Annotated in this window: 11 protein-coding genes; 2 read left to right on the top strand and 9 right to left on the bottom strand. The window is 59.2% G+C overall.

Annotation, left to right across the window (positions count from 1 at the left end):
- Nucleotides 1-4: 4 nt before the first annotated feature.
- The 5 genes from GOW48_RS06400 to GOW48_RS06420 are packed head-to-tail and all read right to left on the bottom strand — an operon-like array spanning nt 5 to nt 5,529.
- The gene (locus tag GOW48_RS06400; protein ID WP_170354690.1) at nt 5-274 is read right to left on the bottom strand and encodes a K+/H+ antiporter subunit F; all 270 of its coding nucleotides are present in this window, start codon (nt 272-274) and stop codon (nt 5-7) included.
- Entirely contained in the window at nt 271-771 is a 501-nt protein-coding gene (locus GOW48_RS06405) for a Na+/H+ antiporter subunit E (RefSeq protein WP_174821829.1), read from the bottom strand. The genes GOW48_RS06400 and GOW48_RS06405 overlap by 4 nt, the downstream gene beginning before the upstream one ends.
- Complete coding sequence (locus GOW48_RS06410) at nt 768-2,303, bottom strand: monovalent cation/H+ antiporter subunit D (RefSeq protein WP_170752331.1); 1,536 nt, start codon at nt 2,301-2,303, stop codon at nt 768-770. The genes GOW48_RS06405 and GOW48_RS06410 overlap by 4 nt, the downstream gene beginning before the upstream one ends.
- Nucleotides 2,300-2,659: a Na+/H+ antiporter subunit C gene (locus tag GOW48_RS06415; RefSeq protein ID WP_170752333.1), complete on the bottom strand. Its 360-nt coding sequence runs from the start codon at nt 2,657-2,659 to the stop codon at nt 2,300-2,302. Before GOW48_RS06415 ends, GOW48_RS06410 begins: the two co-directional genes overlap by 4 nt.
- Complete coding sequence (locus tag GOW48_RS06420) at nt 2,659-5,529, bottom strand: monovalent cation/H+ antiporter subunit A (protein WP_170752335.1); 2,871 nt, start codon at nt 5,527-5,529, stop codon at nt 2,659-2,661. Before GOW48_RS06420 ends, GOW48_RS06415 begins: the two co-directional genes overlap by 1 nt.
- 221 nt (nt 5,530-5,750) lie before the next feature.
- Between GOW48_RS06420 and GOW48_RS06425 the strand changes: the two genes are divergently transcribed.
- Together GOW48_RS06425 and GOW48_RS06430 are read left to right on the top strand one after the other, a co-directional pair.
- Nucleotides 5,751-6,224: a rhodanese-like domain-containing protein gene (locus GOW48_RS06425; RefSeq protein WP_170752337.1), complete on the top strand. Its 474-nt coding sequence runs from the start codon at nt 5,751-5,753 to the stop codon at nt 6,222-6,224.
- Entirely contained in the window at nt 6,221-7,045 is an 825-nt protein-coding gene (locus tag GOW48_RS06430) for a CE1 family esterase (RefSeq protein ID WP_170752339.1), read from the top strand. Before GOW48_RS06425 ends, GOW48_RS06430 begins: the two co-directional genes overlap by 4 nt.
- Here the strand turns inward: GOW48_RS06430 and mdoH are convergent, their stop codons facing one another.
- Genes mdoH through GOW48_RS06450 form a run of 4 tightly spaced genes read right to left on the bottom strand, consistent with a single transcriptional unit; the run spans nt 7,046 to nt 13,030 of the window.
- Nucleotides 7,046-8,914, bottom strand: coding sequence for a glucans biosynthesis glucosyltransferase MdoH (mdoH, locus tag GOW48_RS06435; protein ID WP_170752341.1), 1,869 nt, complete (start codon nt 8,912-8,914; stop codon nt 7,046-7,048).
- Entirely contained in the window at nt 8,911-10,410 is a 1,500-nt protein-coding gene (locus GOW48_RS06440) for an OpgD/OpgG family glucan biosynthesis protein (protein WP_170752342.1), read from the bottom strand. Before GOW48_RS06440 ends, mdoH begins: the two co-directional genes overlap by 4 nt.
- Complete coding sequence (locus GOW48_RS06445) at nt 10,407-11,624, bottom strand: OpgC family protein (RefSeq protein ID WP_170752344.1); 1,218 nt, start codon at nt 11,622-11,624, stop codon at nt 10,407-10,409. The genes GOW48_RS06440 and GOW48_RS06445 overlap by 4 nt, the downstream gene beginning before the upstream one ends.
- Nucleotides 11,625-11,659: 35 nt before the next feature.
- Nucleotides 11,660-13,030, bottom strand: coding sequence for a tetratricopeptide repeat protein (locus tag GOW48_RS06450; RefSeq protein WP_170752346.1), 1,371 nt, complete (start codon nt 13,028-13,030; stop codon nt 11,660-11,662).
- Between the last annotated feature and the right edge of the window lie 5 nt (nt 13,031-13,035).

A 13,035-nucleotide genomic window follows, 5' to 3' on the forward strand; every position in this document is an offset into this window, starting at 1 on the left:
GCCCTCATTCAATAATGTTGCCGCGCAGCATAAAGCGTGCGTAGGCCACGGTTGAGACAAAGCCGAGCATGGCGATGATCATGGCGGCTTCGAAAAAGATCTCGGTGCCGAGATACAGGCCGTAAAGCACAATCAAAGCGATCGTATTGATCACCATCGTATCCAAGGCCAGAACCCGGGTACCCACGCCATCAGCAGTGATGATCCGCCAAAGACACATCATGATTGCGGCCCCGAAACAGACAAAGGCAAATTGTATCGCCAAGTCGATCATTCGAAAATCTCCTTCAGCCGCCGCTCGTAACGTTGTTTGATCTGGTCGCGAACCGCGTCCGGGTCTGGCGCATCCAGGCAATGAACCAGAAGACAGTGACCCTGAGCGGACAGGTCGCTGCTGACGGTTCCTGGGGTCATCGTGATGGTGCCGGCCAGCACAGTGATCGCTTCGGGTGTGCGCAACTCCAGCGGGACACTGATCCAGCACGGTTTCCGGTCCGCGTCACGTTTAAACAGGATGATCATGGCCACTGTGACGTTGGCAACAACGATATCCCACAGCACAATCAGCATATATTCTGCGATCATTGGCCAGTTGCGCAGTTTCGGGCGGTCGGGCCAATAAGGTTGCGTGATGAAGGGGATAATAATTCCCAACAGCAGGCCAAACACGACCGAGTTCAACGAACCCGTGTTGGCAAGTAACACCCAGACGACCGTCAGCAGAAACGTCAGGTGCGGGTGGGGGAAAATCCGGCGCAGAAGTCTGATCATTCTTCTCCTCCCAATACAGCTGAGATGTAGGCGTCAGGCGTGTAAAGCTGCTCGGCCGTTTTCGTGGCATAGGTCAGGGCAGGGCCGGCAAAAAGGGTAAGCAGAACCAAACCCAAAACCAGCCCGAAAACCGAGGTCAGAGCAAGAGCAGGATTGGGTTCGGGGGCTGGCTGCTCGGCCACGTCACCCTGGCTGCCATCGCCGATATGCTGCGCGTCGTGGCTTTTCCAGAAGATCAGCGTCCCGGCACGGGCCAGTCCGACAATCGTCACGAAGGACCCGATCAGCACGACGGCCCAGATGGCGTTTGCGTCCGGTGCGCCCCGTGCTGCGTCCAGTACCAGCAGCTTGCCGATAAACCCGGACAAGGGCGGCATGCCCGCCAACGCAATCGCACCGACGAAGAACAGGGCCGAGACCAGCCCGCTTTGCGGCATTGGGGCGGTCGGGGCGATCGCCCCGCCGCGACGTTCGACGACCAGATCGGCCACAAGGAACATCAGGGCGGTTGCCAGTGTCGAGTGATATACGTAGTAGAGAGCCGCGCCAGTAGCCGCTTCGGTGAACAACGAGATAGCGACCAGCAGCGTCCCCATTGAGGCGATGGCGCAGAAGGCCACCATCCGGGCGATGTGCTGCGCGCCAAGGATACCAATCGCTCCGATGGCCAGCGTCACCAGTGCGGCGGGTTGCAACCATGTCCCGACCAGGCCCTGCGTGGCTTCGACCTCGGGGCCAAAGCCAAGCGTATACATCCTCAGGATCGAATAGGCCCCGACTTTGGTCATGATCGCAAACAAGGCCGCGACCGGCAGTGGCGCGTTGGCATAGCTGGCGGGCAGCCAGAAATGCAGGGGCAGAACAGCGGCTTTGATACAGAAGACCAGCAACAGCAGCACCGCGCCCACACGCAGCAGAGCAGTATCCTCGGCAGGCAATTCCGCAACGCGCACCGCCATATCCGCCATGTTCAGCGTGCCTGTCACCGCATAAAGCGTGCCCAGCGCGAACAGGAACAGGGTCGAGCCCAGCAGGTTATAGGCGACGTATTGCACCCCCGCCTTAAGGCGAACCGCGCCGCCGCCATGGGTCATCAGGCCATAGGACGCGATCAGAAGGACCTCGAAGAACACGAAAAGGTTGAAAGCATCACCCGTCAGGAAAGCGCCACACACACCCATGAGCTGAAAGTGAAACAACGCGTGAAAATGCTTGCCCCTGTCGTCCCAACCTGAGGCGATGGCATATAGCACGATAGGCAAGGCCAGCAGCGCGGTCAGCAGGACCATCATGGCTGACAGCCTATCCAGCACAAGAACGATACCGAAGGGTGCAGGCCAATTGCCCAGTTCATAAACCTGGATATCACCGCCTGCAGCTTGCGCCGTGATGGTCAGAGCGATCCCCAGCAGGCCCACCACACCAGCGACCGAGAAGATGCGCTGCAGGTCAAGGTGGTAGCGCAGGACCATGATAATGAATGGGGCCAGGATCGCGGGCAGGACGATCGGCGCTACGATCCAGTGGTTCATGCGTCATCTCCTGCCGCGTCGGTATTGTCTTGCGCGTTCATGTCGATGTGGTCATTACGCGCCGACAGATAGGCGGATAACGAGATCATCACGATCACCGCTGTCATGCCAAAAGAAATGACGATTGCCGTCAACACCAGCGCTTGCGGCAGCGGATCGGTGTAAGGGACATCTTCGTATTTGTTCAGCACCGCAGGCGCGTTCAGCGCCAACCGACCAGTGGCAAACAGAAACACGTTCACTGCATAGGTGATCAGCGACAGGCCCAGAATAACCGGGAATGTACGACGGCGCAGGATCAGGAAAATCCCGGCAGTGGTCATGACGCCTACGGCAGAGGCAACCAGCGCTTCCATCAGACCTGCTCCTTCTCTTGTTCTTCTTCTGGCGGATCGTCACGCAGCGGGTTGATATCCATTGGGAATTCCTGCGCCATACCCGGCTGCCACGCAAAACGAGACAGGCTGTCCAGTGCCAGCATGACCGCACCCAAAACCGCCAGGAAAACGCCCGTATCGAACAGGATTGCTGTTGCCCATTCGAACTCTTCGAGCGGGGGCCAGTGAATATAGCCGAAGTCGCTGGTCAGGAACGGCCGTTCATTGAACCAGGCGCCGATGCCTGTTGCCGCAGCGATCAGAACACCCCAACCGATTGTGCCGTGGTAGTAGAACCGCTGACGCTCGATCGCCCAAGTATAGCCGCTGGCCATGTACTGCATCAGGAAGGCGATTGCCACGATCAGGCCGGCGATGAACCCTCCACCAGGCTGGTTGTGACCGCGGAAAAAGATGTAGGCACCCACCATCAGGGCAATGGGCATCATCATACGCGTCACCACCACCATCATCAAAGGATGTGAATCCCCGGATTGAGGCCAGTGCGGCTTGCGGTTCAGCAGATAGGCCCGAACGTTGGTCGCCAGAACGGATTCCGTCAGCGCAAAGATGATCAAAGCGGCAATGCCCAGCACGATGATCTCTCCGAACGTATCAAACCCTCGGAAGTCCACGAGGATCACGTTGACCACATTGGTTCCCCCGCCACCCTTGTAGGAATTGGCCAGATGGAACTCTGAGATCGCGGGAAAGGCAAAGTCCCTCAGCATCAGTGCATAGACCAGAGCGCCTGTACCGATCCCGGCCCCGACCGAGATTGCTGCATCGCGCCACCGCCGCGCCGCGCTGCTGTCCCATGGTGTGTCCGTGGGCAGGAAGTTCAGGGACAACAAAAGCAGGATCATTGTCACCACTTCAACCGAGATCTGAGTCAGCGCAAGGTCGGGTGCCGACAGATAGTTGAACGCCATCGAAACAATCAGGCCAACGACGCCGATCAGAACCAGCGACAGCAGGCGGTTGCGGTGGAACCACATGATAGCCAGTGTCGCGGCGACCAGACAGATCCAGCCGACGACCGGAATGATCTCAAGCTTCAGCGGTTCGCGGGTGACCGGACCGATCGTGCCTGTGGCATAGGCATAATATCCCAAACCCACTGTGAACACGATCAGGATCATGGCATAGCGACTGATCACGCCATTATGCAGCGAATCCGTGATCCGGCGGCTAAGCGCAGTCATCGCTGCGATCACAGCTTCAAAGATCACCTTGGCCTCGGGGCGGGGCAGGGCGTTCCAAAGGCTTTCCGCCCGGCGATGCTGCGACAGCAGGAACAAGCCGCCCAGCGTTGCGACGACTGACATGTAAAGCGCAGGCGTGAATCCGTGCCACAGCTTGAGCGAATAGTAAGGCAGTTTTTCGCCGCCAATCACCGCGCTGGAAACCACGGCGACCAGAGGGCCAACAATCGCTGCGGAATACAGGCCGATCAGAACGACCAAAACAATCAAAAACGCAGGGGCCAGCCAAAGACCTACAGGTGGATCATGCGGATGCGCAGGATAGTCGTCGCGTTTTGGACCCAGGAACACATGGCTGACAAAGCGGAAGGAGTAGGCTGCCGAAAACAGCGCCGCCAGAAGGGCCAGCCCAGGCACCAGGTAGTGCGAATGCAGCCAGGTGGTGTGGACGGTTTCCTCCAGCATCATTTCTTTCGACAGGAAACCGTTCAACGGTGGCAGACCGGCCATAGACAGGGCCGCTATGGTGCCAATCGTGAAAGTGATTGGCATCAGGTGACGCAACCCGCCCAGCCGCTTTACGTCGCGCGTACCAGTTTCATGATCGACGATCCCGGCGGTCATGAACAGCGCGGCTTTGAACGTGGCGTGGTTGATGATGTGGAATACGGCAGCCACGGCAGCAAATTTGGTGCCAAAGCCCAGTAGCATGGTGATCAGACCCAGATGCGACACGGTCGAAAAGGCCAGCAATGCCTTTAGGTCATCCTTGAACAGCGCAATCACCGCGCCCATCAGCATCGTCACCAGCCCGGTGGTGGCCACGATATAGAACCACGCATCGGTCCCGGCCAGAACCGGCCACATCCGCGCCATCAGGAACAGCCCCGCCTTAACCATCGTGGCCGAGTGCAGATAGGCCGAAACAGGCGTCGGGGCGGCCATCGCGTGGGGCAGCCAGAAATGGAACGGGAACTGCGCCGATTTGGTGAAACACCCCAGAAGGATCAGGATCAACGCCGGCAGGTAATAGGGTGAGGCTTGGATCAACTCTTTGTTCTGAAGGATCACGCTCAGGTCATACGACCCGACGATATTGCCCAAAATCAGCATCCCGGCGATCATCGCCAGACCGCCCGAACCGGTGACAGCTAATGCCATTCGTGCGCCCTGACGGCCTTCGGGCAGATGTTTCCAATAACCGATCAAAAGGAATGAGCTTAAAGATGTAAGCTCCCAGAAGATAAGCAAAAGAAGAATGTTGTCGGAGAGGACGATTCCGACCATCGCGCCCTGAAACAGCAGCAGATAGGTGTAGAACTGACCCATTGGGTCCTCACGCGAGAGATAGAACCGCGCATAGAGAATGATCAGCAGACCAATGCCAAGAATCAGCAGAGCAAACAGGAAACCAAGCCCATCCAGCATGAAATTCGCGTTCAGGCCCAGAAGGGGTATCCAATCGAACCGAGCGGTTACGACATCCCCGCGCATAACAGACGGAATGTGGATCAGCAGACCAGCAAGGGCCAGAAACGTGGTCAAACCCGCGGCCGAGGCTGCTGCATTTCGTCCTGCCCTGATCAGCAGGGCTGGAAACACAGCGCCGAGAAAGGGAAGGGCCGCGATGAGGAATAGGGACAAGTGCGATACTCCGGTCTTGGCGGTCAATGTATTACTGTTTTTGTAAGGGAAATTTTTCGACTGTCCAGCTATTGCAAGTTTTTCACTTCGTTCTAGGGGCGCAATCAAATGCATTTTTTGAAAAAATCTCTGACAAGAACTTGATCCCTACTCGCAAATTCTGCGCGGAATTGACTGTCTCTGTGTGATAGAACGTCGAAGACCGTTCAGGAGGGTCGGACGTGACAGACAAAACAGTCAAAAACCGCAGGTGGGTATTGGTTGGCGGTGGTGCGCTCGTCGCCACCGGTTTCGCAATCCGGGAATACCGGTTGATCCCGCCTAGCTATGCTGGCGGACATCTCAGTGTCGAAGCCGCGCACCAGCAAGCCCTGTCTGGCGACATTTTACTGCTGGATATCCGAACGCCGCGGGAATGGCAGGCGACGGGCGTGGGCGAAGGGGCCTATCCGCTTGACATGCGTCGTGACGATTTCGTTGTAGCGCTGGATCAATTGACCGACGGGAACAAGAACGCGCCGGTTGCGCTGATTTGCGCGCGCGGAGTGCGGTCTGCGCGGCTCAGCAACAGGCTCAGCGAGGCGGGGTTCACCAATATTATCGACGTGTCGGAAGGTATGTTGGGCTCCGCAGCCGGGCCGGGTTGGGTACGTACGGGGCTGCCCGTCGGCGCATATCACGAGGCAGGCCAATGATCCGCGCTGTCGCGATGGCGGTGGCCGCTGTATTTGCGGGGCAGGCCAGTTATGCCGCTTGCGCGGATCAGGATGGGGCGTGTCAGACCGACTCGGGTGCGTATCACATCGAACTGCCCAAAGCAGACAACCCACCTCTGGTCGTGTTTCTGCACGGGTACGGGGGCAGCGGTACTGGCACCATGAAGAACCGCAGCATGGTCGAGCCCCTGCTTGCACGGGGATATGCGGTGATGGCGCCCGAAGGGTTGGAACGACCAAGCCGCCCCGGAATCAAAAGCTGGAATTTCTATCCCGGTTTCGGTGACCGGGACGAGACCGCCTTTCTGACCGAAGTGGTAGATGACGCTGCCGAACGATTTGGTATCGACAGGGACCGCGTAATTTTGGGCGGATTCTCGGCTGGCGGGTTCATGGTCAATTATCTGGCTTGCGATGCACCCGAGACGTTTTCGGCCTACGTGCCCGTGTCAGGCGGGTTCTGGCGGCCGCATCCTGAAACTTGCGAAGGTCCGGTGCGCCTGTTCCATACCCATGGCTGGATTGACAATGTGGTGCCGCTGGAAGGGCGGCTGCTGGGTGGGGGCCGGTTCCATCAGGGCGATATCTTTGCTGGGCTGGAAATCTGGCGCTTGGCCAATGGCTGCGTTGATACCAAACCCAGCGGTTTTTCGACCACGGGCCCCTTTATGCGCCGCTATTGGAGCGGTTGTGCAGATGGCAGCGCGCTGGAATTTGCGTTGTTCCCAGGTGGACATACCGTACCTAAAGGCTGGGCCGATATGATGGTGGATTGGTACGAGGGCTTGCCCGGCGGATGATCACTCTGCCGGGGTCATCACGCCTTTGCCCTCGATCACGCGCTTCAACTCGTCTCTGTGACGGCGGGCAGACCGGGTGATCGCGGGTTCCTTGACGTCTTCTCTCATCCCGACCATGCGGCGCGCGGATGCAGAAGATACGCCGCTGAGCGCGGACAATGGGATCGCAAAGGCCAGGCTGATCGCAATCGGGGCCAGCCAGATGGAAACCAGGCCCGACAGAATGCCCACGCTCAACGCGATGCCACTTATCGTTTCCAGTGCGTGACACAGGACCAACGTGCGCAAGCCATAGCTGCCGCCATCGCGCGTTTGCGGAGACCACCCCTTTTGAACACCGAAGGCGGTGCGGAAGACGGCAATCATCTGCTGTACCATAAGGATGGGTGCATAAAGGATTGACAGCACAACTTCGGCAAGAAACGAGGTAATGAATTTCAAGCCACCACCGAACTCGGCATAGCGCACACCGCTTAGCGGCAAGGCAAGAACGCCCAGTACCTTGGGGGCCAGCAACATGGCATACATCACCAGAATGATAAGCACATGGCGGGTTTCCGACATCTCGGGCCATTGCGGGAACAGAGGGTTGTCGGGGCTAAAGTAATAAAGGACCGACGCGTCCTCACCCTGACCGATCAGCGCCCACATCACCAGCAGGGCAAACCACAGCGGCGACATCAGATAACCGACTGCGCCGTGGAACATGTGGAAGCGGGACACCGCGCGGAACCCGGTCGAGCCCAGCAATTTCAGGTGTTGCAGGTTGCCCTGACACCAGCGCCGATCCCTCAGTGCGTGGTCGATCAGCGTAGGGGGCGTCTCTTCATACGACCCACGAATACGGGGTAGAAAGCGCACGGCCCATCCGGCACGGCGCAGCAGGCCTGCTTCGACGAAATCGTGGCTCATGATCAGCTTTTCGTGACCATTAAAGGCGCGCAGTTTGGGCAGGCCCGCGCTTGAGGCAAAGGCGCGCGTGCGGATGATGGCGTTGTGGCCCCAATAATTGCCTTCTTGCCCGCACCAACGGGCCAGTCCTTCGGCAAAGGCGATGCCGTACACGCCGTTGGCAAATTGTTGCATCCGGGCAAAGACCGATTGCGCGCCGATCAGCTGCGGATAGCTCTGGATCAGACCGGCTCCGGGGTCGCGTGCCAAAGCGTCGGTCAGGCGGGTGATGGCACGACCGGTCATCAGACTGTCAGCATCCAGCACCAGCATGGCGTCCCAATCAGCCCCCCAGCGGCTGACCCAATCGGCGATATTGCCCACTTTGCGGTCAGTGTTTTCAGGACGACGGCGGTAATACAGCTCAAGACCCGGCGCTAGGGTCGTGCGCAGCGCCTCGACACTGGCCTGTTCCTGCGCCGCGATCTCGGGGTCGCGCGTGTCGGACAGGATGAACATGGCATAGTGATGCTGACCACCGCGCTTACTCAGATCCTCCAGCATGGTGCGGGCATTGCCCAGCACGTTCCACGGCACCTCGTTGTAGACGGGCATCAAGAGCGCCACGCGCAGGGGCTGAGGGCGGCCTTCGCGTTTGGGCTGTTCCTGCCGCGATAGGGACACCATGCCCAGCAGCACGGTGCAGACCGTGAAAGAAATCCAGAAGAAGTTAAACGAGATCAACGTCAGCAGGATGCCTTCGATCAGGTTGATCCCTTCGGCCCCGAACCAGTCGGACATCACCCAAAGCAGCCCCAGAGTGGCCGCCATCGCAGGCGAAAAGGCCAGCGCACGCCAGAACCCGGCCGAGGCGCGCTTGCCATTCGGCACTTGCGCATCCCGAAACCCGGCGCTGAAATCCTGCGCGGGCATCGCCAGAGGGGCCTCGGGCGGCATGATATGCAGATCGCGGCTCATGTGGTCCAACGGTAGAGCCAAACCTCAGAGGCGGGCTGTTTGTCCTTCAGAAGCTGCGCGCGCAGCTCTACGTGGTTCCGCTCGCCCGGCTGAAACGAGAAGGCCAGCCGCAAGCCGCCGGTATCGGGGTTGCGTTGCAGCACGCCGTCCGAGGTTTCGGCATGGGGCGAGTCAACAAAGATGGTCATCGCATCGGGGTCATCGAACAGGTCCGAGGCCTCAAAATCGATCACTGCCAGACGTCCTTCGCCGAAGGTATTGTCGCCCATCGCGGTGTTGATCACGCGTGGCATGGGCGTGCGCTGGGGTTCTTCGCCCCAGATCAAACGATAGGATATGTCGATCTGGCTGCCGGCGGCATAGGGCTCGGCCGGGCGCCAATAGGCGACAATGTTGTCATAGATCTCCTGATCCGCCGGAATCTCGACCAGCGTCACGGTGCCTTTACCCCAATCGCCCTTGGGTTCGACCCACAGGCCGGGGCGCTTGTGGTAATTCGCCTCAAGATCCGCATAGTCCGAGAACTTGCGTTTGCGCTGCATCAGGCCAAAGCCCCGTGGGTTCGTATCCACGAACGACGAAATCTGCAGGCGGGTGGGATTGGCCAAAGGCCGCCACAGCACCTCACCGGCGCCATTGCGAACCATCAAGCCATCGCTGTCATGAACGGCGGGGCGGAAGTCGTCAAACCGGCTGTGGTTGGTCTGGTCGAACAGGAACATCGAGGTGCCGGGCGCGATGCCCACATGGGGCAGCTCTTCGCGGGGGAAGAGCGTTGCTTCGACATCCATGATGCAGTCGGCCCCGGCGGTGACGTTGAACCGATAGGCCCCGGTCACGCTGGGGCTGTCCATCAGCGCATGCACGACCATGTTTCGCTGGCCGGGTTTGGGGCGTTCCAGCCAGAAGCGGATAAACTCCGGGAACTCCTCCCCATCCGGATCGCCGGTTTTCAGGGCCAGACCACGCGCGGACAGCCCGTAAACCTCGTGCAGACCAATGGCGCGGAAATAGCTGGCGCCTTGCCAGACGCAGAACTCATCGGTCTTACCGGGGCGGTGCATTTCGGTGCGCAGGCGCAGGCCCGAGAACCCCAGCGTGTCGTCGATGGGCAGGGTCGGCACATCTTCGGATTTGTCGAACATCGACAGATCGAACGTCACCGGGGTGGTCATACCGTCCTCGACCGTTGAAACCTTAACAGTGCGCGGGAAATACAGGCCTGGCGTAAAGAAATCTACGTTGAACGGCGTCTGGGTTTCATACCACAGCGCACGGTCCAGCCGGAACCGGATCGAGCGATACTGTTGATACGTCAAGTCCTGCCATTCCTGCGGAACCATTTCACGCTCGGCATAGGGTTGGCTGGCCAGTTCACGGGCCAGTGCGATCACGTCATTGCGGTCAAAGGGGACCTCGCCACCGGCAGCAAATGTGGTCGGAGCGAAAGCAAGCGCCGAAGTTGAGGCCAAAAAAGCGCGACGTGTGAAATTCATTTTTTTGACTTCCAGGGCTGTGACTTGAACCAACCGGCCAGATAGGCCACGCCGATGATCATGGCAAAGCCAATCATGTTGGCGATGAAGACGCTGGCAACATCCCGCCCACTCAGGTCCAACCCAACGCCGATCAGGCGCGCTGCTGCCATGGAAAAGACGAAGACCGCCAAGGATTGCTGCCCGACCTTGGTGATGACGGTCAGCAGGAACTCCCAAACTTTCGCGGCTGCACCCTGACCGGTTGCGATCAGGCGATGGCCATGCTCACCCGCGACGACCCAGCCCAGATAGGCCAGTGAGAGGAAGTGAACATAGCGCAGCAGGCCAAACTCGGTCTTGCCCCGCAGTTCCGAGGTCAAGGGCCAGCCCTTGCGCAGCACGGCACCCAATTCCGGCGCGGCATTGTTGATCCAGGTGAAGACCTTCCACGATCCAAACGGGGCCGACAGGATCAGGAACAGTACGGCAGCCCAGATCAGGGTTTTCGATACAGGGGGGGCAGGGATCCACCCGCGCATGAAGGCAAAGCCGGTAAAGAACAGCAACTGCCAGCCGAAGGGGTTGAAGAACCACTGACGGTCTGACCAAGGCTCGGCTGGCAGGGCCAGCGCACCGGTTTGTGCCACCAGCCAAATCGCAATCGACGTGGCGGCCACGGCCCAGAACCCGATGCGATACAGGCCCATGTAAACAGGCATCAGCGCCAGAACCACCAGATACATCGGTAGGATGTCAAAGTAGTTCGGCACATAGGTCAACGTGAACAGACCGACCATCTGTGGCGCAGGATCGTTGAAGAAGTGCTGGAGGTTCAGTGAGGAAATGTATGTTTTCTCGAAGAAACCTGTCTGGTCCAGCGCCGCCATCGACATGGCCACAAAGAAGAACAGGCAGATATGCGCCCAGTAGACCTGCCAGATGCGGAACGCCACGCGAGCCGTCCCCATCCACCAACCCTTGTGTGCAAAAGCCCCGCCGAACGCAATGGCCGAGGCCATGCCCGAGCAGAACACGAAAATCTCGGTTGCATCTGAATAACCGAACCGCGCCGGAATCCATCTGGCCCAAGGGTCGTTCGGGATGTGTGCGATCAGGATGATGAACATCGCGATGCCGCGATAGAAATCCAGCCGCGGGTCGCGCACGCGGGCAGGGGCGGCTGCTTGGGCCGCCACAGGCGCAAAATCAGAAGCGGGCGATGCTGTCGCCATACGTGTTCTGTCCTTCTTTGGTCTTTTTATTTTTGTTATTCAGCCGGAACGCTTTGTGCATCCCGGTCATCGCGTGCCGCGTCGATCAATGCGCGGCGCGCAAGGGCGTAATTGTCCTCGCCACCGGCCCGTTTTGCGCGGCGATCATCTAGGATGCGCTCGACCGCATCCAGACGCCCGGCGCGCAGGCCGGAATCAATTGTGATGCGCTCGAATACATCACGTTGCGCGTGACTGCCACCTGCCATCTGCATTCCGTCACGTGCCGTCGAAAGGAAATCAAAGGCTTGGCCGTATAGGCCGTCGCCAAAGGCTTCCAACCCCTTAGCTGCCGCGATGCCCGGATCGGACATTCGGATCGGGGTGTCGCCCTGATTGCGTTGGGCGTCTTTCTGGATGCGTTTCAGCATCTTTCCGGTTGCTTCGTCCCGGTTATCGCCAGTCAGAGCCAGCAAATAGTGCAGGTCGGCAAAGATCAGGCAGCCGTCTTCGGTGCGATTGGCGCTCAGGTCAGCCAGTTCTTCCCAGCGATTGCCGACGTTTACGCCCTCAAGTTCCAGACGGGACAACAACGAGGTCGCGTTCGAGATATCGCGGTAATCGTCGGTTTTGTCCTGACGGATGTAGTTGTCATACAACTCCATCACCTGATCGACCTGGCCCAGATCCAGGTGCATCAGCGCCTTGTGCCACCAGACGTGATAGCGGAAGTTGTTACAATGCGCCCAAGCGTCCTCGCGCCCGGCCAGCCAATCCAGACCCAGCTGTGCGTTGCCGGTCATTTCATGCACGTGGGCCACCGCGTGCAGGCCCCATGCGTCATCTGACACCATCCACAGCGCCTGACGGCCTGCAATCTCGGCTTTTTCATAGGCACCGGTTTCTTCCAGCGCGAAAGAATGGCAGCCCAACAGATATCCACGGCCCGCGTGATCAGGCTCATACGCCGGCATCACACGTTCGATCGAGCGACGCATGCCTTCGGCGTCGCCCAGAACAAAGCGGGTGGCATGGCTAAGCTTCATCGCCAGCGAGTCTTGCGGATGGGCGCGCAGGATTTCCTCGAACTTCTGAACGGCTTGCGTGGGCAGATCGGACAGATACAGCTCCAGCGCTTGTACATAAAGGCGTTCGCGTGCGGTTACCGGTTGACGCTCCATCGCGGCATTGGCGGCGGCCAGAGCTTCGACGGCGACTGGCATCATCTCGCGGCGGCCCAGCAGAACCATGAACAAACCTTTGATCGCATGGCCCAGGGCAAAATCCGGCTCAAGCTCCAAGACTTTTCCCAGATGCTGAGGCGTCACCGCCGCATGCGCCATGAACCCGAGCAGCACGCCATCCCATGCCTCGGCGCTTGCCGAATGGCTCAGGGTGTTCATCTGTCCGAAAACGTCTTGTTTCATGCTCG

Origin of the sequence: Ruegeria lacuscaerulensis (genome assembly GCF_013033355.1) — a bacterium.
GTDB lineage: Bacteria > Pseudomonadota > Alphaproteobacteria > Rhodobacterales > Rhodobacteraceae > Ruegeria > Ruegeria lacuscaerulensis_A.

Excerpts from the sequence above, each read along its gene's own strand:
- GOW48_RS06400 (WP_170354690.1), bottom strand. The coding sequence starts at position 274 with ATGATCGACTTGGCGATACAATTTGCCTTTGTCTGTTTCGGGGCCGCA.
- GOW48_RS06430 (WP_170752339.1), top strand. The coding sequence starts at position 6,221 with ATGATCCGCGCTGTCGCGATGGCGGTGGCCGCTGTATTTGCGGGGCAG.
- GOW48_RS06415 (WP_170752333.1), bottom strand. The coding sequence starts at position 2,659 with ATGGAAGCGCTGGTTGCCTCTGCCGTAGGCGTCATGACCACTGCCGGG.
- GOW48_RS06410 (WP_170752331.1), bottom strand. The coding sequence starts at position 2,303 with ATGAACCACTGGATCGTAGCGCCGATCGTCCTGCCCGCGATCCTGGCC.
- GOW48_RS06450 (WP_170752346.1), bottom strand. The coding sequence starts at position 13,030 with ATGAAACAAGACGTTTTCGGACAGATGAACACCCTGAGCCATTCGGCA.
- GOW48_RS06440 (WP_170752342.1), bottom strand. The coding sequence starts at position 10,410 with ATGAATTTCACACGTCGCGCTTTTTTGGCCTCAACTTCGGCGCTTGCT.
- GOW48_RS06445 (WP_170752344.1), bottom strand. The coding sequence starts at position 11,624 with ATGGCGACAGCATCGCCCGCTTCTGATTTTGCGCCTGTGGCGGCCCAA.
- GOW48_RS06405 (WP_174821829.1), bottom strand. The coding sequence starts at position 771 with ATGATCAGACTTCTGCGCCGGATTTTCCCCCACCCGCACCTGACGTTT.
- mdoH (WP_170752341.1), bottom strand. The coding sequence starts at position 8,914 with ATGAGCCGCGATCTGCATATCATGCCGCCCGAGGCCCCTCTGGCGATG.